21 protein-coding genes and 1 pseudogene are annotated in these 21,427 nt (G+C 65.8%); 9 read left to right on the forward strand and 13 right to left on the reverse strand.

Translation table 11 applies throughout. The annotated features are described in order from the left end of the window. Position 1: 1 nt before the first annotated feature. The gene (locus MP11Mi_RS04995; RefSeq protein ID WP_420041198.1) at positions 2–658 is read left to right on the forward strand and encodes an NAD(P)H-binding protein; all 657 of its coding nucleotides are present in this window, start codon (positions 2–4) and stop codon (positions 656–658) included. A 5-nt stretch (positions 659–663) separates the two neighbouring features. On the opposite strand, the gene MP11Mi_RS05000 is transcribed toward MP11Mi_RS04995, so the two are convergent. Then, the gene (locus tag MP11Mi_RS05000; RefSeq protein ID WP_420041199.1) at positions 664–1,884 is read right to left on the reverse strand and encodes an oxygenase MpaB family protein; all 1,221 of its coding nucleotides are present in this window, start codon (positions 1,882–1,884) and stop codon (positions 664–666) included. Positions 1,885–2,023: 139 nt separating this feature from the next. On the opposite strand from MP11Mi_RS05000, the gene MP11Mi_RS05005 reads away from it, so the two are divergent. Together MP11Mi_RS05005 and MP11Mi_RS05010 are read left to right on the forward strand one after the other, a co-directional pair. Next, positions 2,024–2,941, forward strand: coding sequence for a TIGR03564 family F420-dependent LLM class oxidoreductase (locus MP11Mi_RS05005; RefSeq protein ID WP_420041200.1), 918 nt, complete (start codon positions 2,024–2,026; stop codon positions 2,939–2,941). An 83-nt stretch (positions 2,942–3,024) separates the two neighbouring features. Then, positions 3,025–3,846, forward strand: a complete 822-nt coding sequence (locus MP11Mi_RS05010; protein WP_420041201.1) for a sulfurtransferase — start codon at positions 3,025–3,027, stop codon at positions 3,844–3,846. A 4-nt stretch (positions 3,847–3,850) separates the two neighbouring features. On the opposite strand, the gene MP11Mi_RS05015 is transcribed toward MP11Mi_RS05010, so the two are convergent. Next, on the reverse strand, positions 3,851–4,375 hold the full coding sequence (locus MP11Mi_RS05015) for a DUF4334 domain-containing protein (protein ID WP_420041202.1): 525 nt from the start codon (positions 4,373–4,375) through the stop codon (positions 3,851–3,853). Continuing rightward, complete coding sequence (locus MP11Mi_RS05020; protein ID WP_420041203.1) at positions 4,372–5,262, reverse strand: oxygenase MpaB family protein; 891 nt, start codon at positions 5,260–5,262, stop codon at positions 4,372–4,374. Before MP11Mi_RS05020 ends, MP11Mi_RS05015 begins: the two co-directional genes overlap by 4 nt. Before the next feature lie 111 nt (positions 5,263–5,373). Between MP11Mi_RS05020 and MP11Mi_RS05025 the strand changes: the two genes are divergently transcribed. Continuing rightward, the gene (locus tag MP11Mi_RS05025; RefSeq protein WP_420041204.1) at positions 5,374–5,943 is read left to right on the forward strand and encodes a TetR/AcrR family transcriptional regulator; all 570 of its coding nucleotides are present in this window, start codon (positions 5,374–5,376) and stop codon (positions 5,941–5,943) included. On the opposite strand, the gene MP11Mi_RS05030 is transcribed toward MP11Mi_RS05025, so the two are convergent. The 3 genes from MP11Mi_RS05030 to MP11Mi_RS05040 form a co-directional block, all read right to left on the reverse strand. After that, entirely contained in the window at positions 5,928–6,797 is an 870-nt protein-coding gene (locus tag MP11Mi_RS05030; RefSeq protein ID WP_420041205.1) for an SDR family oxidoreductase, read from the reverse strand. The genes MP11Mi_RS05025 and MP11Mi_RS05030 overlap by 16 nt on opposite strands. Before the next feature lie 19 nt (positions 6,798–6,816). Continuing rightward, the gene (locus MP11Mi_RS05035) at positions 6,817–7,116 is read right to left on the reverse strand and encodes a hypothetical protein (protein WP_420041206.1); all 300 of its coding nucleotides are present in this window, start codon (positions 7,114–7,116) and stop codon (positions 6,817–6,819) included. A 244-nt stretch (positions 7,117–7,360) separates the two neighbouring features. Next, a complete protein-coding gene (locus MP11Mi_RS05040; protein WP_420041207.1) occupies positions 7,361–8,479 on the reverse strand; it encodes an amidohydrolase family protein in 1,119 nt (372 codons plus the stop codon). A 175-nt stretch (positions 8,480–8,654) separates the two neighbouring features. Here MP11Mi_RS05040 and MP11Mi_RS05045 point away from each other — a divergent pair, with 175 nt between their 5' ends. After that, positions 8,655–9,842, forward strand: coding sequence for an FAD-binding oxidoreductase (locus tag MP11Mi_RS05045; RefSeq protein ID WP_420041208.1), 1,188 nt, complete (start codon positions 8,655–8,657; stop codon positions 9,840–9,842). A 69-nt stretch (positions 9,843–9,911) separates the two neighbouring features. On the opposite strand, the gene MP11Mi_RS05050 is transcribed toward MP11Mi_RS05045, so the two are convergent. The 7 genes from MP11Mi_RS05050 to dnaK form a co-directional block, all read right to left on the reverse strand. Continuing rightward, positions 9,912–10,385: an MmpS family transport accessory protein gene (locus tag MP11Mi_RS05050; protein WP_420041209.1), complete on the reverse strand. Its 474-nt coding sequence runs from the start codon at positions 10,383–10,385 to the stop codon at positions 9,912–9,914. Positions 10,386–10,540: 155 nt separating this feature from the next. Beyond that, positions 10,541–11,224 carry a nitroreductase family protein gene (locus tag MP11Mi_RS05055; RefSeq protein WP_420041210.1) on the reverse strand — a complete coding sequence of 228 codons (684 nt, stop codon included), beginning with the start codon at positions 11,222–11,224 and terminating at the stop codon, positions 10,541–10,543. Between the two features lie 54 nt (positions 11,225–11,278). Next, complete coding sequence (gene lon / locus MP11Mi_RS05060; RefSeq protein WP_420041211.1) at positions 11,279–13,666, reverse strand: endopeptidase La; 2,388 nt, start codon at positions 13,664–13,666, stop codon at positions 11,279–11,281. A gap of 233 nt (positions 13,667–13,899) precedes the next feature. Next, positions 13,900–14,328: a heat shock protein transcriptional repressor HspR gene (locus MP11Mi_RS05065; protein ID WP_420041212.1), complete on the reverse strand. Its 429-nt coding sequence runs from the start codon at positions 14,326–14,328 to the stop codon at positions 13,900–13,902. Positions 14,329–14,334: 6 nt separating this feature from the next. Beyond that, positions 14,335–15,531 (reverse strand): molecular chaperone DnaJ, encoded by a 1,197-nt coding sequence (gene dnaJ, locus MP11Mi_RS05070; protein ID WP_420041213.1) that lies wholly within the window; start codon positions 15,529–15,531, stop codon positions 14,335–14,337. Positions 15,532–15,706: 175 nt separating this feature from the next. Then, positions 15,707–16,252, reverse strand: coding sequence for a nucleotide exchange factor GrpE (gene grpE, locus MP11Mi_RS05075; protein ID WP_420712840.1), 546 nt, complete (start codon positions 16,250–16,252; stop codon positions 15,707–15,709). Then, positions 16,249–18,090 (reverse strand): molecular chaperone DnaK, encoded by a 1,842-nt coding sequence (dnaK, locus tag MP11Mi_RS05080; RefSeq protein ID WP_420041214.1) that lies wholly within the window; start codon positions 18,088–18,090, stop codon positions 16,249–16,251. The genes grpE and dnaK overlap by 4 nt, the downstream gene beginning before the upstream one ends. A gap of 309 nt (positions 18,091–18,399) precedes the next feature. Here dnaK and MP11Mi_RS05085 point away from each other — a divergent pair. The 4 genes and pseudogenes from MP11Mi_RS05085 to MP11Mi_RS05100 form a co-directional block, all read left to right on the forward strand. After that, a pseudogene (locus tag MP11Mi_RS05085) lies at positions 18,400–18,537 on the forward strand (DivIVA domain-containing protein); the annotation flags it as partial. Positions 18,538–18,633: 96 nt separating this feature from the next. Continuing rightward, complete coding sequence (locus MP11Mi_RS05090; RefSeq protein WP_420041215.1) at positions 18,634–19,428, forward strand: crotonase/enoyl-CoA hydratase family protein; 795 nt, start codon at positions 18,634–18,636, stop codon at positions 19,426–19,428. A gap of 3 nt (positions 19,429–19,431) precedes the next feature. Continuing rightward, positions 19,432–20,592, forward strand: a complete 1,161-nt coding sequence (gene macS, locus MP11Mi_RS05095) for a MacS family sensor histidine kinase (RefSeq protein WP_420041216.1) — start codon at positions 19,432–19,434, stop codon at positions 20,590–20,592. After that, positions 20,553–21,233, forward strand: a complete 681-nt coding sequence (locus tag MP11Mi_RS05100) for a response regulator transcription factor (protein ID WP_420041217.1) — start codon at positions 20,553–20,555, stop codon at positions 21,231–21,233. Before macS ends, MP11Mi_RS05100 begins: the two co-directional genes overlap by 40 nt. Positions 21,234–21,427 lie beyond the last annotated feature (194 nt).

Raw genomic sequence — 21,427 nt, forward strand, 5'->3', positions numbered from 1 at the left:
CATGGCAGACATCATGATCATCGGCGGACACGGCAAGATCGCACTGCTTCTCGCCCCTCTGTTGAATGCGCGAGGGGACGCCGTCACCTCGGTCATCCGTAATCCGAAGCACGCCGACGACATTCGTGCCGCCGGTGCCGCTCCACTGGTCTTGGACGTGGAGAACGCCACCCGCGAACAGCTCGCCTCCGCTTTCGACGGATTCGACGCGATCGTGTGGAGTGCAGGTGCGGGCGGTGGCAGCCCCGAACGCACGTACGCGGTCGATCGCGACGCGGCGATCCGCAGCATGGAGGCCGCCGGCGATGCAGGCGTCGACCGATTCGTCATGGTGTCGTACTTGGGCGCGGGACCCGATCACGGCGTGCCTAGTGACAACTCGTTCTTCGCCTACGCGGAGGCGAAGGCCGCGGCCGACGTCGCGCTGCGTGAGACCGCTCTCGACTGGACCGTCCTCATGCCCGGCGCGCTGACCATGGACGAGCCGTCGGGAACCATCGACCCGGCTGCGATTCGCGCGGCGAACCTGCCCGGAACCTCGCGCGCCAATGTCGCTTTAGTGGCGGCCGCCGCGTTGACGACCCCGGCGTCGATCCACCAGAACATCTCGTTCACCGACGGCAGCGTTCCGATTGAGGTCGCGCTCGGCGCACTCTGACGTTCTCAGCGCCTCAACGACTTGGTCGCGTCGAAGGCTTCGCTTCGCTGTCCGAGGTGCCAGGCGTGCCATCGCCGCCAGCGGCGCATCGCGATCGTCTGCTGCGCGCGATCGACCGCGGGCGAGACCCGTCTGAGCACCTCGATCACGGCGATGAACGGCGCCCGCGCCACCAGGAACGCCAAGCCCGGCAGCCCGCTCGGCAGCTGATAGTTCCGACGATTCCACGGCAGCATGAACAGCCGGGTGTACCCGGCTTGTAGGTGCAGATGGAACTTTGCTCGCGCTCGGGCGACACCGCGGACGTTCGGTGCCGGGTCGAACGACGGGACGAAGCCTTCCACGAGTTCGGGCCCCAGCGGTCCGGAGTCATGTTTGCGCGTGGCGTCGAAGTAGTAGAGGAGACGTACGCCGTCGGCGACGGTCTCGGGGAACATGTCGTCGACACGGCACCCGACTAGGTGCCCGAGATACCGGTTGAAGTGCAGCACCGCCCGCAATTCTTTTCCGCTGGTGAGGAAGCCGAGAGCACACAGGCCGAGACCAGGCCCCACGCTGCCGCCGAGGAGCGTCAACATCATCTCGCTTTGGCTTATCGGCAGTCCGTGCTCGGTCGCGTCCCATTCCGGGTGCTCGGCGACGCGAGCACGGACAGACACGTGCATCACCCGGACCTTCAATGACACCTCGCGTGCCCGCGATCCCGGTGCCAGCACAGCCCCGGGCTTGCAGACCTCCAGCCACCACCGACTGGTCTCCAGATATCGGTGCAGCGCCGACGCCCCGGCGTATCCGCCCGACAGCGACAGCGGAACTGCCAACGACGCCTCCGTATAGGTGTCCATCGTTCCGGCGTTCCCCACCGCACCGAGGCTGTAACCCCAGCGGCGCCACACGGCCGCGCCCTGTTCGATCAGTTCCCGGTCGACCCATTCGGGTACTGTCTCGAACTCGGCAAATAATGCGCGCATCGACTCTGGCGCATCGGGGACATTATCGACGCCGACACGCAACGCCTCGTCTAGCAGCTCGCGCGCACGGTCGCCGCCCATCTCCCCGTGGTAGGTCTCTGCGACGAACCGTTCGGCCACTGGATCGCCCGCCGAGTGCCCTCGATCGAACTCGGCCATCACCTCGTCGCGAGGCAGCAGGTCGAATCGGGTGACGCGTCGTACGACGTCCCGGACACGCTTGTGTTGCGGGGACACCGTTAGTTCAACGCTCATAGTCACCGACTGTAGGCGCGAGGACAGTGAGACGCCAGTCTCAAATCGTCTCAGCCCGACGATTGCGTCCGCACCAGGCATCGCCGGTGCGCTCACGTAAGGTCGGCCCCGGAACCGTCACTCACTTACAGGAGCGCACATGCAGGTCGGCGTCGTTTGGACCGTCAACGCGAAAAACTTGTCGATCGACAAAACGATCGCGAACGCGAACGAACTCCGCGAGGAGGGATTCCGTCGTATCTGGGCCACCCAGATGCCGAACGAGCCGGATGCTCTCACCGTAATCGGCGTCGTCGGCCGCGAAGTTCCCGACATCGAGTTCGGCACCAGCGTCCTTCCGATCCAGTCGCAGCACCCGATGAAGCTCGCGCAGCAGGCGACGACAGTGAACCAGATTCTCGGTGGGCGGCTGACCCTCGGTCTCGGACTGAGTCACAAGGTCGTCACCGAAGGTATGTGGGGCGTCCCCTACGGTAGGCCCGTACAGCGCACCGAAGAATATCTCGACGGCCTCCTCCCTCTCCTTAACGGAGAGAAGGCCAGTGCGGCAGGCGAGCTCGTCACGACGCGCGGATCACTGACGTTGCAGGCTCCCGCCCCGGCGGTCTACTTCGCCGCACTCGGCCCCAAGATGCTAAACCTCGCGGGCCGTCGCACCTCTGGCACGGTTACCTGGATGACGGGCCCGAAGACCCTGCGCGACCACATCGTTCCGACGTTGCGCCAGGCCGCCGCCGACGCCGGACGACCCGACGGCGCCGTCCGCACGGTCGCGATGCTCCCGGTTAGCGTGACCGACGACGTCGACGCCGCGCGGGCCGAGGCCGGACGCCAGTTCGCGATGTACGACGGGCTGCCGTCATATAAGGCGATGCTCGACCGTGAAGGCTTCACCGGCCCCGCCGACGCAGCGATCGTCGGCGACGAGGCCACCGTCGCCGATCGCATCGCCGAGCTCGCGTCATTCGGCGTCGACGAGTACGTCGGAATCCTGTTTGACCGCGACCCGGAGGCGCGCGCCCGTACCCGCGCCCTCCTGCGCACCCTGGATGAGTAGCGCCAATTGGTCGAGCTTTCACTGGACGAGCCCGTTCGCTGGACGAGCAGAGTCGAGGCAGCAACCGCGCCCAAGGAGAAATCATGTCGGACACCCTCATCACCGTCGACGAGCTCGCGGAGGCGATGCTCTCGTCTCGGCCGCCCGCGGTTCTCGACGTGCGCTGGCAGCTCGGACGCGACGACGGTGCGCAACAGTATCGGGAAGGCCATCTGCCCGGTTCGGTGTACGTAGACCTCGACACTGAGTTGGCGGCACCCGGCGAACCTGCGCGCGGCCGCCACCCGCTGCCAGACGTCGCCGACCTGCAGGCGGCCGCGCGGCGTTGGGGTGTGGACGCGTTGGCCCCGGTCGTCGTCTACGACGACGACGGCGGGATGTCAGCAGCTCGAGCATGGTGGCTGCTCCGGTGGGGCGGGGTCGCGGACGTGAAGATCCTCGACGGCGGGATTGGCGCCTGGAGCGACGCCGGAATGCGATTGTCGAAGGGCGATGCGAAGCCGCGCACGGGCACCGTCGTCCTGACCGGCGGAGGTCTGCCGTCGGTCGACATAGACGAGGTCGCCGCCACCGATGGACTCCTGTTGGATGCCCGGGCCGGCGAACGCTTCCGCGGCGAAGTGGAGCCCGTCGACCAGCGTCCCGGCCACATTCCGGGCGCGGCCAGCGCCCCGACCGCCGACAACCTGGTCGACGGAAAGTTCCGCACCGCGGACGAACTCCGTTCTCGCTTTACCGATCTCGGCGTCGACGGGCGCCGCGACGTGATCGTCTACTGCGGGTCGGGCGTCACCGCTGCGCACCAGATCGCCGCATTGGAGCACGCTGGTTTCCGCGCAGCGCTGTACCCCGGCTCCTACTCACAGTGGTCGTCGGACCCCGCGCGTGAGGTCGAGGTCGGCTGAGCCGTCAGTCGCGCGCTAACAGGAAGAAGTAGGGCTGCGGGGAGTTGCGCAGGTCCATCGCACCCAGGAGGGTGTCGTCGTCCAGTCGCCGGAAGTGGTCGATGATGGCGAGTTGGTCGTAGACCATCGCGGCGCCGGCCTTGCCACGGTATTCGACGTTGCGGAGGCGGGCGCGGTGTCTGCGCGTGCGGACTGCCTTGAACGCGGTGGTGATGCCCGGGATCTTCGTCCGCGGCATGCGGTTCCCGAGGGTGTTGAGCAGGTTCATCGGCACCGAACCGGGGTTCACCGGGTACAGGTCGTCCGGCTCACCGAACAGCAGCGGGTGCACGTGCTCGGCGCTGTCGAACCTCTTTCCGTACCAGCCGGAGACGGCGAGCAGCCCGTCGAGCGGGTGCCCGGTCGGAACCTCGGAGCCGTGCCACTGCCCCAGGATCTCGTCGATGGTGACGCTCGGCAGCGAATCAAAGAGTTCGCACGCCGCATCCGCCGGGATGCCCGCTTGGAGTTCGGAGACGGTGCGAGTCATCGTGCGCCGACTTTCTGCTCGGCGGTGTGGGGATCGAGATGCTTCACTGGACAGCCGCCGGGGAACGTGCCCATCGCCTCGACCTGATAGCCGGTCGGGTACGACTTGACGCGGTGGCTGTCGGACGCACTCTTCGGCCTGCGACGCGGCGGCAGCAGCCTGACGAACGCAGCGCGCGCTCGCATCGCCCGACCGCTGGCGGCGACGATCGGACGAGGTGGCTTCGCATAGTGGAAGGCGTCCAGTAGCGGATCGTCCATTAGGGCGCGCGAGAACACGCGTACTGCAGCCCGCGACGGCTTCGGATAGAACGTCGACATCAGATCCAAGGTCATGTCGGCGACGCGGCGGCCGCCCTCGTCGTATGCGAAGTGCTCGGCCTCGTAGTCGTCAAGGAGCGTCACGAACCCGTCGTACGTCTCGGGGACATCTTTAATGTTCATGTGCCGCGCGAGTTCGCGGTAGTAGTTGGTCGATGCGACGACCTCGTCGTAGGTGAACTTCCGCCATCCGTAGTCGTCGACCCACCGTTTCGGAACGACGACGAATGTCGCGAGAACGTACAGCATGTCATCGTTTGTGATGTCGTACGAGCGATGCATCTGGTTGATGCGCCGTAGCGCAGCCTTCGCGTCTGGCGTCGAGAACCCTTGTTGCAGAGGGATCTCCAGCAGGATCACGGTGTCGTCGTAGCGTTTCTGTGTGTCGTCGAAACCACCGGTATCGCACAGGAGGCGCCCGATGCTCGGGACCGCGTACGTGCGGAACAGTGCGAAGCTCAGCGACTGGTTGATGTCCCACGGAAAGTCGAACACCGACATGTTGCGGTAGATCTCCATAAAGTCGCGGTGCGGGTCTAGGCCCGCATTGCGGTCGGGGTTGAACATGCCCGGGCCGTCCTCTCTGGTGCGCTGGAGTCAACGCTTCCCCACCAAGCATAAGTTTACTTATGCGTATCGGCAAGGGTACCCAGGCACCCACATGACAGAATCGCCCCCATGGATTCCGACGCCGACCCCGACAAGCTTCGCCGCCGTTTCCTCCTCGCGGGCATGACAGTGCTCGCTCGTGATGGCTACTCCGGGTTCAAACAGGCCGCGGTCTGCACGGAAGCCGGTGTCACGACCGGCGCCTTCTACCACTCATTTCGAAAATGGAAGGCGTTCGAGTCGGCCCTCATCGCGCACTGGCGACTGGAGGCGACGGACCTCCTCGTCGAGTCCGCACGAAGCGTCACTGACCCCCACGATCGGATCGACGCACTCATCCAGATCGCCCTGAACCTTCCGCACGACACTGAGCGCGCCATCCGCAGCTGGGCGGCCGTCGATTCCGCCGTCCACGAGGCCCTCGCCGAGGTCGAGACCGCACGCCGCGACGCGATAGCGGAGATGGGCGTCGAGTTGTTCGGGCCGGAGCTCGCCGAAAGACTTGCGGCCACCGCGATGCTGCTGTTGACCGGCTTCGAGAACTCGGCGAACCCGTCGATCGACGACTTCGCATGGGCCATGCGCACTACGACCGCGACTGCACTCGCGCTGCTCGACGAGCGTCAGGCGTCGGAGTAGTCGGCAACCCGGCCCCGCTTCGGTGCCTGGTACATGGTCCACGCCATCCGTGGAATCAGCCGTCCGGGCAGCCGGGTCGGCCAGCCGTCCGGACGGAGGAGAGCCTCGGTTCCTCCGTCGACGGTGACCACGCTGCCGACCATGAAGTCGGCGGCGGGCGACAGCATCATCATCACCCATTCGCTGAGTTGCTCGGGTGTGCCGAATTCTCGGATCGGTACCGGGAACGACCGCACCTGCGACGACGTCGAACTCGCCAACTGCCGCTGAAGCAGCGGAGTCATGACTGGGCCCGGCGCGATCACGTTCATTCTGATCCCGGCACCCGCCCATTCGTCGGTCACCGCATGTCGACGAGCCCATCGCGCCACCGCGATCTTCGACGCCGCGTACGACGCGGGACCGGCTAGGGAGCCGCGGCGGCGCAGGATCCGGGCCGCGCCCTCGGTATCGCCGCCGACGAGACGCCGGATGGCACCACGCGGCACCAACGGCGTCGACGTCGTCGAATTCGATCCGAAGACAACGACTTTCGCGTTACCCGCAGCAGCAAGACGCGGACGCAGCGCAGTGGCGAGTTCGGTGACGCCGAGAACGTTGACCTCGACTATTGCGCGCTCACGACCCCGCTTCGGCCCCACCCCCGCAGCGAGAACGACACCGTCGAGCGGCCCGTCAACACGCGAGATCAGCTGCTTGATCGCATCGGTGCGGCCGTCGCTCGTCGAAAGGTCGGCCGTCACATCCGCATCCGCGAGGTCGACGCCAATCACTGCCTGCCCACTGTCGACCAGTCGCTGCGTCACGGTCGCTCCCATGCCGGACGCAGCACCGGTCACCACATACGTTCCCATCCCTCAACTAGAACATGTTTCAGGTTTCTACGGGAGCGGTCAACGCCGGAGACCAGATATCGGCCAAGATCTCAGCAGCCGACTCGAGGTCGAATTCGATCGTGCCCTGCACGTGCGCACGGGTGAAGTAGCGTTCCATTTGCGTCACAAGGAGTTCCACCCGGAATTCTGCCTCGGCGCCACACTCCGCGGGCCACCGCGCCAGATACTCCGGCATCGAATCCGTGAGGGCGAGGATCGATTCCCTCCCGACCTTCCGAAAGCCGGGCTCTACGGCGAGCGCCTCGTCCCACGCGCGGAACTCGTCGCGCGACTGCATCCCACATCTCGGGTGATGTCATCAACGGTGACGCTCGCATGGCCGTCCTCGATGGAGGATCGCCTGTTCGCTAGACAGCGTGTCAGTCGAAAAACTATCCTTAGGGTCACAATCTTTGGGGCGGACCCGCCGCGCGACATCGTGTTCGCGGCGACCGGTACCGGTGGGCGAGACTCACGCACGGCGACGGGGCGGGAGCGTCGCCGTGCGTGCTGCGAAGAGCAGCAGGCAGTCTCCCCCGTGTTCAATCGATCCGGTAGATCCGCTGCGCGTTCTTCGCGAACAGGTGCGCGAGCAGATGGTCGCCGCGGTCGCCGACCACGTCAAGCAGAGCGCCGACGACGACGTCGATGGTCGCATTCGGCCGGTCGACCGGCATGTCCGAGCCGAAGACGACCCGCTCGGGGCCGAAACGGTCGACGACATGAAGGACGAGGGGCCCGATCATCTCGGCGAGTATTTCGCGGCCACCGATGTTGCCGGACGTCTCGCGACCGTAGCCGAGGAGTCCCAGCGCCAACCCCGACACCTTGACCACAATGTTCGGTCGGGCTGCGAGCATCGCGATCCGCTCACGCCACAGACTCAAGATCTCAGCGCGAGCGGCGGCCGTCATCCCCGTCTCCGAGCCGACCGGCCCGAACACCCCGACCGGTAGGCCGAGGTGCTCGACGACGATCGTCGTCGCCGGGAATCGTCGCGCCAACAGGTCTAGTTCACCGAGTTGATGCGAGTACGCGAACGAGTGGAACGCCAAACCGTGACGTTCGAGCGCCTCGAATCCACGGAGGAAGGCCGACGAGCTGAGGGCGCCCGAGTTGTTGCGGGCGTGGACAACCTGTGGGTCTGAGTGGCTCGCCCATTTGCAGCGGACGCCGCGCACGAGCCCGGTGTACCGCAACTGGTCGTCGAGGCCAGCGGCGAAACCGGGGGCACTGGGATCGCCTGCGACGACGAACCCGCCCAGCCGCGGGGCGCGTGAGCGTCCGAACGGCAGACCGGTCACGTATCGGGTCTCGGCGAACGACGTGTCGCTCTTCGCCGCGCCCGATTCGGCCCAGTGCGCCTCCACGCCGACGACGGTGTCGATACCGACGCCGGCGACGCGTCGCACTCCGCTCGCCTCCGCTCCGTACTGTCGCGGCTCGTACGGCGTCCGCACGATGCTCGGGTCGATCATCAGCCGTGTCTCTGATCGATGTGACGGCAGGCCGGACAACCAGATCGCCGCACGCGGGAATCTGTTAATCCCAGGCATGCCCGCGACGCGCGAGAAGCGAGACAGCGCCCACGTCGACCGCATCGGATCATAGAAGTGGACGTGCGCGTCGACTATGCCGGGGATCACTCCGCTCAACGTCACGATCTCACAGTGCCACACCGGTCTAGGTCCGGTAACTACCCCGGTGCTGCACACCACATCAGGGCGCCGGGAGGCGAATCGTGCTGACACGATCGGAAATACTCGGGCACTGTCGCATCCGGGGACTACCCTCGGGTAACAAACATCTCCCACGCCCTGAGGAGGACGTCGCCCGGTGAACTCGCCAGCTCAGCCCGTGCTGTCCGAACTCCGGAGCCTGATCGCGGCGAACCCCGACCGTTTCGCCGCGGGCGTGTTCACTCGACTGTTCGCGACCACGCCTGCGCTGCGGGACCTGTTCCCCGTCGAGATGAGCGCGTTGCGTACGACATTCGCGCAGGTCATCGACTATGTGCTGGACGGCATCTCGGCGGAGGACGGCCACCAGGATCTGATCGAGTTTCTCGCTCAGCTCGGGCGGGATCACCGCAAGTACGGCGTCACGAGCGAACACTACTGGCTGATGTACGACGCGCTGATGACCGAGTTCTCTCGGATGCTGGGGCCGCGCTGGACGCGGGAGGTCTACGACGCCGTCTCGCACGGGACGATGCTGATCACCGGCGTGATGCGTGGTGCGGCCGAGAGCGCTTCCGGGCCATCGGTGTGGCATGCGAAAGTCGTCCAGAAGTTCGTGATCAGCAGGGAGCGCGCCGTCGTCCGTCTGATCGCCGATGCGGACGCACCGCAATTCCACGCGGGCCAGTACACAGAGGTTCAGATCCCGCAGTGGCCGCACCTGTGGCGCAACCTTTCCCCCGCGGCACCGCCGAACGAGCGCGGGGAGCTCGAATTCCATCTTCACGCCATCCCTGGCGGACAGCTGAGCGGGGCAATCGTCAGGCAGACGCGGCCGGGCGATGTGTGGACGTTCGGCCAGATGCACGGCACCATGCAGGTGACCGGCGATCGTCCGGTCCTCATGGTGGCAGGCGGTTCCGGGCTTGCACCGCTGCGCGCGATCCTCCTCGACATGGCTCGGCGCGTCGACAATCCGGAGACCCGCCTGTTCTACGGCGCACGCTATCCCGGAGAACTGTACGAACTCGGTGTGCTGCAACAGCTTGCGCGCACCAACCCGTGGCTGCACGTGACGGCGGTCGCCGAGACGGAAACCGACCCGTGGTGGATCGACGGCGCGCCCGATCCGCGCCAGTGGGGGTTCGATCTGCGTTTCGGCCGGGTCGGCGACGTCGCAGTTGAGTACCCACGTACGCTGTCGCGCCACTCCCTGGAGCCGCACGACTGGATCGACCACCAGATCCTGCTGTCCGGTCCAGCACCGATGGTGTTCCACACCCAACTCAAGCTTCGTTCGACCGGCGTCGACCCGAAGAACATCTCCCACGATCCGCTGAACTGACTTCCAGCACAACAAGTTCGGCCCCGTCTCCGCTGAACGAAGACGGGGCCGAACACGGTGCGGCAGAGGCTATCCAACGCTGCCTGAACAGGATGCAGACGCGAACGGACCGTTCGCCGTCTGCGTGTACTTCACCTGCCCGTCGACGAGGATCTCGCATTTGGACGACGCATTGTCGGACTCGTCATTGGTGACGGTGAGCGATGCGGCCTTCGCGAAACCAGTGACGGTGACGGTCTTCTCCCACGGCAACGACGCGTTTGTGTCCTGCGCCGTGTTGAAATCCTTATCGGTCCACGTGATCGACGTCGCCCCGGTCCCGGTGACGCGGTAGGTGACGGTGACCTCTCGCTTGGACTCCTTGTCGACGGAGTCGACGGCACTGCCGACGATGGCCACACAACCGCCGATGATCGCGACGAACACGAGGATGATGCCGCCGACGATCCACGGCCACACCTTGCGCTTCTTCGGAGGCTGGTACGGGTACGGCTGCTGGTACGGGTTGGGAGTACCGCCGGTAGGCGGAGGAGGAGTCGACACTGGGGAGAGTCTCCTTGATAGACAACGGAATCAGGCAACGGAACGCTAGTCGAACCCGTTGCCACTGCGTCGTCAATCTCGGCGATTTCGACCGTTTGGACTAATGCTGACAATTCAAACGAACGTGCAGCTTCGCCGGCCGAGACTCCCGCTCGTCAGCGGATCGGCTTCTTGTACCGATCGAGATAGGTGATCTCTTCGACCGGCGGACGCTTCGCTGACCGGAACGACGTGCCCGTCGTGTAGGCGACAGGAATCAGACCGGCCTGCGTCATATGCCGCGGTATGCCGAGGAGTTCGGCGGCTTCGACTTCTGCGTTGAGATGCAGAGTCGTGAAGCAGCTGCCGAGTCCGCGGCTGCGCAGCGCGAGCTGCAGACTCCATGTCGCGGGCAGGATCGACCCCATCATCCCGGCCGCCGCAGCGGTGTTCGGTTCGCTGCTCAGTTGGTCGAGGCGGCCGATGATCAGCGGGATCACGATGACCGGCACCTCGCCGAGGTGGTCGGCGAGGTAGTTCGCCGATGTCGCCACCCGGCCCGCCTGGCTACCCGGGTCGGCGCTCGCCGCACTCGCCGCCAGATACTCGGCGCCTCCGCGGCGATAGATCTCGGCGAGCTGCTGTTTGGTGGAGGCGTCGCGAACGACGAGCCACCGCCACCCCTGGTTGTTCGAGCCGGTGGGCGCCTGGACTGCGAGTTCCAGACATTCCAGGAGGACGTCGTCCGGGACATCTCGGGTCAGGTCGAGCCGTTTGCGCACCGACCGGGTCGTCGACAGCAGCGCGTCGGTCTGCGTCAGGTCGAAGTCAGCGGAGTCGAAACTGTCGATGGAGGTCATCTATCAATCGTATCGACGCGAAGCAGGGCGCCGCGCGATCCCAGCCGACAGCACCTATGCGACGTGCGGCTCGCGCACCGCCGATCCGTTCACTTCAGGCTCCAACGCCTGCGCGACAATCTCTGCCACGTCGCTCATCGGTTTAACGTCGAGCGCTTCGAGGACTTCAACCGGCACGTCGTCCAGGTCTGGTTCGTTTCGCTGCGGAACGAAGATCGTCGTCAACCCGTTGCGTTGCGCGGCAAGCAACTTCTGTTTGACACCGCCGATCGGCAGGACACGCCCGTTGAGGGTCACCTCGCCGGTCATTGCGACGTCGCTGCGCACCCGCCGCCCGGTCAGCATCGACACAAGTGCCGTCACCATCGTGACACCCGCCGACGGCCCGTCCTTGGGGACGGCGCCTGCCGGGAAGTGGATGTGCACCGTCCCGGTCAGCGCGGCCGGATCGATCCCGAAGTCGGCGGCGTGCGCGTGCACGTAGCTGAGCGCGATCTGCGCCGACTCCCGCATCACGTCGCCGAGTTGCCCGGTCAGTTTCAACTGAACCGCGGAACGTCCGTCCCGCTCGTCGAACGGAGTCGAGGACCCGAGCCGAAGGGGCGAGACCCCTAACGCTTCGATGAACAGCACGTCGCCGCCCATCCCGGTGACGGCCAGCCCTGTCGCGACACCTGGCACTTCGGTCCGCTCGGCCGCTTCCGGGGTGAACCGCGGTCGGCCGAGAAAGTCGACGAGGTCGTCGACGCCGACGGTCAGCGCCTCACCGGGCTCCCCAGATTCGCGCACCGCCACCTTTCGGAGTGCCTTGGCGAGGAGCCGCTCGAACTGTCGGACGCCTGGTTCACGGGTGTAGTTCGCGGCGACCTCTCGCAGCGCACCGTCGGTGATCGTCACGTCGTCCGCAGTCAGTGCTGCGCGCTCCATCTGTCGCGGGACCAAGTAGTCCCGTGCGATGGCGACCTTGTCATCCTCGGTATAGCCGTCGATCGTCACGAGCTCCATCCGGTCGAGCAGAGCTGACGGAATGTTCTCGACGACGTTGGCGGTCGCTAGGAATACGACATCACTCAGATCGAGGTCCAGGTCGAGGTAGTGGTCGCGGAACGTGTGGTTCTGCGCCGGATCCAGGACTTCCAGGAGCGCGGCCGAGGGGTCTCCGCGGTAGTCCGAGCCGACCTTGTCGATCTCGTCGAGCAGTACGACGGGATTCATCGAACCGGCCTCGCCGATTGCCCGGACGACGCGTCCGGGCAGTGCACCCACATAGGTGCGACGGTGCCCGCGGATCTCGGCTCCGTCGCGGACGCCGCCGAGTGCGACGCGCACGAACTTCCGGCCGAGGGCCCGCGCGACAGATTCGCCGAGCGACGTCTTGCCGACGCCCGGAGGGCCAGCCAGCACCATCACCGCACCCGATCCGCGACCACCGACAACGGACATGCCGCGTTGTGCGCGACGGCCGCGAACCGCCAGGAATTCGACGATCCGGTCCTTCACGTCGTCGAGACCGTGATGATCGGCGTCCAAGATTGCACGTGCGCCTGCCAGGTCGGTCGAGTCGTCGGTGGTGACATTCCACGGCAGTTCGAGGACCGTGTCGAGCCACGTACGGATCCACCCGGCTTCGGGGCTCTGGTCCGTCGACCGTTCGAGCTTGCCGACCTCACGCAATGCTGCCTCACGCACCTTGTCGGGCAGGTCGGCTGCTTCGACGCGGCCACGGTAGTCGTCGGCGCCGTCTGGTTCGTCTTCGCCGAGTTCCTTGCGGATGGCGTTGAGTTGTTGGCGCAGCAGGAATTCCTTCTGCGTCTTCTCCATGCCGTCACGGACGTCGGACGCGATCTTGTCGCTGACCTCAGTCTCGGCGAGATGCTCGTTGGTCCAGCCGATGAGCAGTCGAAGACGTTCGTCGACGTCTGCCGTCTCCAACAGTTCGCGCTTCTGTTCGTTCGACAGCCATGCCGAGTACCCCGAGGTGTCGGCCAGCGCCGACGGGTCGGTGAGCTTGTTGACCGCATCGATCACCTGCCACGCCTCACGACGCTGCAGCATCGCCAGGACCACCTTGCGGTAGTCGGCCGCCAGTTGTCGGGTCTGCTCATCGGCGGGCGTGTCGTCGACGAGGTCGACCTCCACCCAGAGCGCCGCACCCGGCCCGGTGGTTCCGGTTCCGATGTGGGCGCGTTGTTCGCCACGGACCACCGCGACGTACTGTTCCGGACCGGCCACCCGCCCTACCTGGACGATCGACGCGATCACGCCGTGCGTCGGGTAGCGATCGTCGAGGCGCGGGGCGATCAAGATCTTGCCGTCGTCGCTCGCGCGGGCCGCATCCACGGCCGCCTGCGCGGCGTCGTCGAGAGGCACCGGAACGACCATTCCGGGGAGCACCACCAGGTCGGGGACGAACAGGACGGGAACGGAAATGTTCTCAGACATGACACCTCCAAAGTTCAGTCTGGTTGACTCAACATCATCGGGACCGGGGTTGTTCCCACCTGGTCTCAAAGGACAGTCCGTGGGTCGAACCGGAGAGCTCGTCCCGGCTGGAGAGATCGTGGGCGTACACCCGTTCGCCGACCCCGACATCAATCGGTGAATACCTGGACTCCGAGACCGCCGTGTACCGCGAGCGGGAAAGGCGACACCGGGCGAACCGGCGTCACCTTTTCTCAACGCTTGCGTTTGCGCGGCTGCCAGACCACGAGTGCGTTCGTGTGCGGGACCGGGACGAGTTCAGCGCCCGGCCGAACCGCGCTACGCATCGCGGCGAGTTCGTTCTGCATCTCCATCACGCGAGCACGCAGCGCGTCGACCTGATCGGTCAACTCGATGATCCGCTTCACCCCCGCGAGGTTCACGCCCTCGTCCTGCGAGAGCCGCTGGACCTCGCGGAGCAGATCGACGTCACGCGAGGAGTATCGGCGTCCGCCGCCGCGAGTGCGCTGCGGCGTGACGATGCCGAGCCGGTCATAGGTGCGAAGCGTCTGCGCGTGCATACCGGCCAACTCCGCTGCCACCGAGATCAGATAGGTGGCAGCAGCCTCGCCGGGGTTGCCTTGCGGCGTCCCAGCGTTACTGTGTGCCTTCTCCGTAGCCATCGTGCATCACCGCGCCCATCCGTCTCGTGGATCGAACCCGCTCGCCTTCTCGGCGGCCGCGTACGTCTTCAACGCCTCGCTCGCGGCGTCGTCGAGCTTCGCCGGAACCGACACCTTAACGGTGACCAGCAGATCACCGGAGCCGCCCGAACGCTTCGGGACACCCCTACCCTTCAGCCGCAGGGTACGCCCGTCCGACGTGCCCGCCGGGATCTTGACGCCCACCGAGCCGTCCAACGTCGGAACCGACACCGTCGCGCCAAGAACGACCTCGGCGAACGATACTGGCAACTCGACCTTCAGGTCGTTGCCGTTGCGGGTGAAGACTTTGTCGGCCATCACGTGGACGGTCACATACAGGTCGCCCGACGGTGCGCCGCGTCGTCCGGCCTCGCCTTGACCGGCTAGCCGGATCCGCTGCCCGTCCTCGACGCCCTGCGGGACACGGACGTTGATAGTGCGGGGCCGCACCGTGACGCCCGAGCCTGAGCAGTCCGGACACGGATCTTCGATCTTGGTGCCGGTGCCCTGGCAGTCCGGGCACGGCTCCGAGAACCCGAAGTGTCCCTGGTTGCGGGTGACGAAACCCGAACCGCTGCACGACGTGCAGGTCCGAGGGCTGGTGCCCGGCTTGGCGCCGCTGCCGTGACAGTTGGTGCACGGCGACGGGCTAGTGACCCGCAATTGCACCGTCGTGCCCTGCACAGCGTCCCGGAACGCGAGCGTCGTCTCAGTCTCCAAGTCGTTGCCGCGACGTTGACGCGGCGATGTGCTCGCCCCTCGGGTGCGGCCGCCGCCTCCGAAGAGACCGCCGAACACGTCACCGAGGTCGGCTCCGCCGGACCCGCCGCCGCCGAATAGGTCGCCGATATCGAAACCCCCCGCGCCGCCCGCGCCGCCACCGCCGCCGAAGCCGCCGGGAAAACCCCCGCCGCCTCCGCCGTCGGCCCGGAACCGGCCGCTCGCCATGAGATTTCGCATTTCGTCGTACTCTTTGCGCTTCTCGTCGTCGGCGAGCACGCTGTGGGCTTCCGACACTCGTTTGAAGCGCTCCTCGGCTGCGGTGTCTCCGGGATTCGCATCGGGATGCAGTTCGCGAGCCAGCTTTCGGTAGGCCTTCTTGATCTGCTCCGCCGTGGCGTCGGAAGAAACGCCGAGGTCTGCGTAGAAATCGCGTTCCAGCCATTCACGCTGTGGTGCCATCAGACGTCACCTCCTGGGAATTAAGTCTGTTGTCGTATGTTGTGTCGTCGACTCGCTTCGCGCGCTCGACCAGCGGCGGACGGGTCTGTTTTTGTTGGGTCGCGACCGGTGTGCGCGGAGCCACTCGCTGATCGAGCGGAGTCGAGATCACGACTCCGCTCGACCAGCATCGCGATCACGCAGGATCGGTGACGGTGACCGTCGCGGTGCGGATCACCTTGTCGCCAAGCCGATATCCGGCTCGATAGACAAGCCCGACCACGGGTGAGTCACTGCTGCCTTCATGCTGGATCGCTTCGTGAATCTCCGGATCGAACGCAGCGCCCGCTTCACCGAACTTGACGAGCTGCTCGCCCTCGAGGATGCCGGTCAGCTTGTCGGCGAACGCGCGCAGCGGCCCCTCGTCGAGGTCGCCGTGCTCGCGGGCGCGGTCCAGGTCGTCAAGGATCGGAAGCAGCTTCTCTACGAGAACCTGCTTTCCGCGAGCCACCGACTGCAGTGCCTCTTCGGCGCTGCGGCGACGGAAGTTGGCGAACTGCGCCCGCTCCCGCTGCAGCGCTTCGGTCAGCTCGGTGACCTGTTGCGCCTCGGGTGCCGCGTCGGCCGGGGCCGCCGCAGCGTCTGCAGCGGTCTCGGCATCGGCAGTCTCGTCGACGGTCACGTCGACCACCTCTTCGACGAACTCGTCCGGTTCCGGGGAGCCGGTCTCAGGGCTGGTCACTTGTTGTCACCTTCCGCGGGGTCGTCTACGACCTCGGCGTCGACGACGTCGTCAGCTCCGTCAGCGGCCGCGCCTGCGGCGTCGCCCTCGGCCTGAGCGTTGGCGTAGATCGCCTGACCCATGGCCTGCGACTCCTCCGACAACTTCTCGATCGCGGTGCGGATCGCAGCCGAGTCGGTGCCCTTCAGTGCCTCGTTGGCGTCGGTGACCGCAGCCTCAACCTTGGTCTTGACGTCGGCCGGGACCTTGTCCTCGTTCTCCTTGAGGAACTTCTCGGTCTGGTTGACCAGCGACTCCGCCTGGTTGCGGGTCTCCGCTTCCTCGCGACGAGCACGGTCCTCTTCTGCGTGAGCCTCAGCGTCCTTGACCATGCGGTCGATCTCGTCCTTGGAGAGACCCGAGCCGTCCTGGATGCGGATGCTGTTCTCGGTGCCGGTGCCCTTGTCTTTTGCGGTCACGTGCACGATGCCGTTCGCGTCGATGTCGAACGTCACCTCGATCTGCGGGACGCCCTGCGGAGCCGGTGCGATGCCGCCAAGCTCGAACGAGCCGAGAAGCTTGTTGTGCGACGCGATCTCGCGCTCACCCTGGAACACCTGGATCTGCACGGACGGCTGATTGTCTTCAGCGGTCGTGTAGGTCTCCGAACGCTTGGTCGGAATCGTGGTGTTGCGCTCGATGAGCTTGTGCATCACCCCGCCCTTGGTCTCGATGCCCAGCGACAGCGGGGTCACGTCGAGCAGCAGCACGTCCTTGACCTCACCGCGGAGCACGCCGGCCTGCAGGGCGGCGCCGACAGCGACGACCTCGTCCGGGTTGACGCCCTTGTTGGGGTCCTGGCCGCCGGTCAGTTCCTTGACCAGCTCGGTCACGGCAGGCATACGGGTCGAGCCACCGACGAGCACCACGTGGTCGATGTCGCCGACCGCGATGCCCGCGTCCTTGATGACAGCCTGGAACGGGGTGCGGGTGCGCTCAAGGAGATCACTGGTGATCTTCTGGAACTCACTGCGCGAGAGCTGCTCGTCGAGGAACAGTGGGTTCTTGTCGGCGTCCACCGTGATGTACGGCAGGTTGATCGACGTGCTCTGCGACGACGACAGCTCGATCTTGGCCTTCTCAGCGGCCTCGCGGAGTCGCTGATTGGCCATCTTGTCCTTGGTCAGGTCGATGCCGTTGACCGCCTTGAACTTGTCGACGAGCCATTCGACGATGCGCTCGTCCCAGTCGTCGCCACCGAGGTTGTTGTCGCCCGAGGTCGCGCGGACTTCGACGACACCGTCGCCAATCTCCAGCAGCGAGACGTCGAACGTGCCGCCGCCGAGGTCGAAGACGAGGATGGTCTGTTCCTTCTCACCCTTGTCGAGGCCGTAGGCCAGAGCGGCGGCGGTCGGCTCGTTGACGATGCGCAGCACATTCATGCCTGCGATCTGGCCGGCTTCCTTAGTCGCCTGACGCTGCGCGTCGTTGAAGTAGGCGGGGACCGTGATGACAGCGTCGGATACGTCTTCACCCAGGTACGCTTCGGCGTCGCGCTTGAGCTTCATCAGCGTGCGCGCGCTGATTTCCTGCGGGGTGTACTTCTTGTCGTCGATCTCGACGGTCCAGTCGCCCTCGCCCATGTGGCGCTTGACGGAGCGGATCGTGCGGTCGACGTTGGTGACCGCCTGGTTCTTGGCGGGCTGTCCGACGAGGACTTCGCCGTTGCGGGCGAACGCGACGACGGACGGGGTGGTGCGGGAGCCTTCGGCGTTCGCGATGACGGTGGGCTCGCCGCCTTCTAGAACGGACACCACGGAGTTGGTGGTGCCGAGGTCGATTCCGACAGCACGGGACATATGTGTTCCTCCTTGTAGGCGGCTTCGGGAAGCCGGTTCGTATGTGGGCCTGTTGGCCTGGTGGTTATCTGCTTGACCGGGTGGAGACCCGGGACCGAGCGGAAACCTCAGTGCCTTCGGCTCAGGTTTACCGGGAGATTCGCGTCCCGTCAACCTTATTGAGTCTGCTTCACTCAGGTTTCGTGCTCCGTTCAACCTCATACCCGCAGCGTTCATTCCCGTAAGTTGATAGAACGTGGCTCAATTTTTGTATGATCTGCGACACTCGTGCTGTAGGTGCATACCCCTGGTCGCCGCTACGATCGAGGGGTGGTCTCCCCGGAAGAAGTGCACAACATCGCATTCAGCAAGCCGCCGCTCGGAAAGCGCGGCTACAACGAAGATGAAGTCGACGCGTTCCTCGACGAGGTCGAAGCGACGCTCACCGAACTGAGTCAACGCCTGAGCAAGTACGAGACGTTGTGACAGCGCCCGCGCAGCGACAACACCTGCGTGCGGCGACAAGGCCCGGGCTTTGACCGCGCCTGCGTATACCGTCGACCCATGAGCAATATCAGCTACGAGGTGCGCGACCAAGTGGCGCACGTGCGGCTCGACCGCCCCGACAAACACAACGGTCTCACCCTCGACATGCTCGACGACCTCGCAGCGACCGCCGACCGCGTCAGCAAGGACCGCAAGGTGCGCGCGGTCGTTCTCGCAGGTGAAGGAGAGTCGTTCTCGTCCGGCCTCGACTTCGCGTCGGCCGGCAAGGAACGCAACCGGATCATGCGGAACCTAATCCCGAAGCGATCGTCCGCGGCGAACAACTTCCAGAACGCCGGATGGGCCTGGCGCAGCGTCCCGGTCCCGGTGATCGCTGTGCTGCACGGCCACTGCTACGGCGGCGGACTCCAGATCGCACTCGGCGCCGACTTTCGGTTCGCTGCAACGACCACCGATCTGTCGATCATGGAAGCCAAGTGGGGGCTCATCCCCGACATGTCGCTGTCGGCGAGCATCGCCCAGCTCACGAGCATCGACATCGCTAAGCGACTCACGATGACCGGCGAGACGTTCGACGCGCAGCAGGCGCTCGACTGGGGTCTGGTCAGCGGCGTGTCGCACGACCCTTACGACGATGCCGACGCGCTGATCGACCAGATCAAGCAGCGGTCGCCCGATGCGATCGCCGCGTCAAAGTCACTGTTCGAGAACACCTGGTACAACGGCTCACGCCTCTCGTTTCCCGTGGAACAGACCTTGCAGGTCCGGCTCCTCCGCGGCCGCAACTCCGCCATCGCGCGCAAAGCCGGACTGGCGAAGCAGCAGCCGCAGTTCGTCGAGCGACAGCTGTAGTCGGTGTCCGCACGCTGGCGTGAAATCGAGGACAGGGACCCGGCAGGTCCCCTCTGGCGCGCGGCTCAGATCTTCCGACTCCTTTCGTTCGTCTACGCGCTCGGCTTCCAAATCGTCGTCAACGGCGACCTCACACATCCTCGGATCACGTGGATCTTGTTCGCGGTTCTGACGGTCGCCAACATCTGGTGGGCGGCGGGCTACCTGGTCGGGTTCGGACGTCGCCCCTGGTTCGTCGCCATCGAAGTGATCGTCTCCGCGGGGATGATGCTGTCGACGTCGTTTGTCACCGATGACGCCTGGATCTCGCATAACCAGACGTGGCCGACGACACTGTGGATGACGAACGCCGCGCTGTCGGCGGCGATCGTCGGCGGCTCACTGTGGGGCGCGGTGGCTGCGCTCGCCGTCTCGGGCGCCAACTATTTCGTCAAAGGCCACATCGACGTGAACTTTGGACGCAATGCGACGACCATCCTGCTCGTCTCCGCAGCCGCAGCCGTCGGCATGGCCGCTGCCCGAGCTCGCGCCGTCCACGAGGAACTGACCGAGGCCATCGGCCTGGCGGCGCGGTCGGCCGAACGTGAACGACTCTCCCGCGAGGTGCACGACGGCGTACTACAAGTACTCGCCCTCATCGCCAAGCGAGGCCGCGAGATCGGCGGGGCGACAGCCGACTTAGCCGAGCTGTCCGCTGAGCAGGAACGCAGACTCCGTGCACTCATCGCGGACACCGCCGAACCGTCGCCGAACTTGACCCCGACAACACGAGACTTCGCCGCCGTGCTTCGATCGGCCGCCGTGCCCCGAGCCAACGTGAGCGCCCCCGCCCACCCGGTGACCATCGACGCCGAGATCGCTGACGAACTACTCGGCGCCGTCGACAACATCCTCGACAACGTCGCCCACCATGCGGGCCCCGACGCGCAGGCGTACATCCTCCTGGAAGACCTCGGCGACACCGTCGTGGTCTCCGTACGCGACGACGGAATCGGCATCGCAGAAGGGCGACTCGCAGCCGCTGAAGCCGAAGGGCGCATGGGTATCTCCGCGTCGATCATCGGTCGCGTCGAGGACATCGGCGGCACCGCGCGGCTGGAGTCCGCGCCCGGAGCCGGGACAGAATGGGAACTGTCCGCACCCCGCACGAAGGGCACGCAGTGAGCGAACCGAGAGTCATGGTCGTCGATGACCACCCGATGTGGCGCGACGGCGTCGCGCGCGACCTCACCGACAACGGGTTCGACGTCGTCGCCACCGCCGACAGCGTCGCGTCGGCGACGGCCCGCGCGGGCGCAGTCCGACCCGACGTGGTCCTGATGGATATGAACCTGCCCGACGGCACCGGCGCGCAGGCGACAGCGGGAGTTCTCACCGCATCCCCCGGAGCCCGCGTGCTGATCCTGTCGGCGTCGGACGAGCGGGACGACGTGCTCGACGCCATCAAAGCGGGCGCGACCGGTTACCTCGTGAAAAGCGCCCAACAGTCCGAACTGATCGCGGCCGTCCGGGCGACCGGCGACGGACAGACGGTGTTCACGCCCGGCCTCGCCGGACTCGTCCTCGGCGAGTACCGCCGCATGTCGCAGGAACCGGCAAACGACGCGCCCGCCCTGACCGGTCGCGAAACCGAAGTACTTCGATATGTCGCGAAAGGCCTGTCGTCCCGCCAGATCGCGACCCGCCTCGAGATCAGCCCGCGCACCGTCGAAAACCATGTTGGATCGTCACTGCGCAAACTGCAGCTCGGCAATCGTGTCGAGCTCGCGCGATACGCGATCGAGCACGGGCTGGACGCCGAATAGGGCCGGGGCCGGAGGTCCTCGCGTGAGTACCCGCAGAGAAGTCCTCATACGAACTAGGTAGTTCCACGCATGTTTTCACGTCTTTCCAGGTCAAGAGTGGGAACAATGATCGAGACACCGCAGAACAAGCCGCCCGCGGGCTCCGACCCGACGCCCGCAAACCGCCTCACCGCACCACGCCCGCCCACCTACCC

The organism is Gordonia abscondita (assembly GCF_032711245.1).
Classification (GTDB): Bacteria; Actinomycetota; Actinomycetes; order Mycobacteriales; family Mycobacteriaceae; genus Gordonia.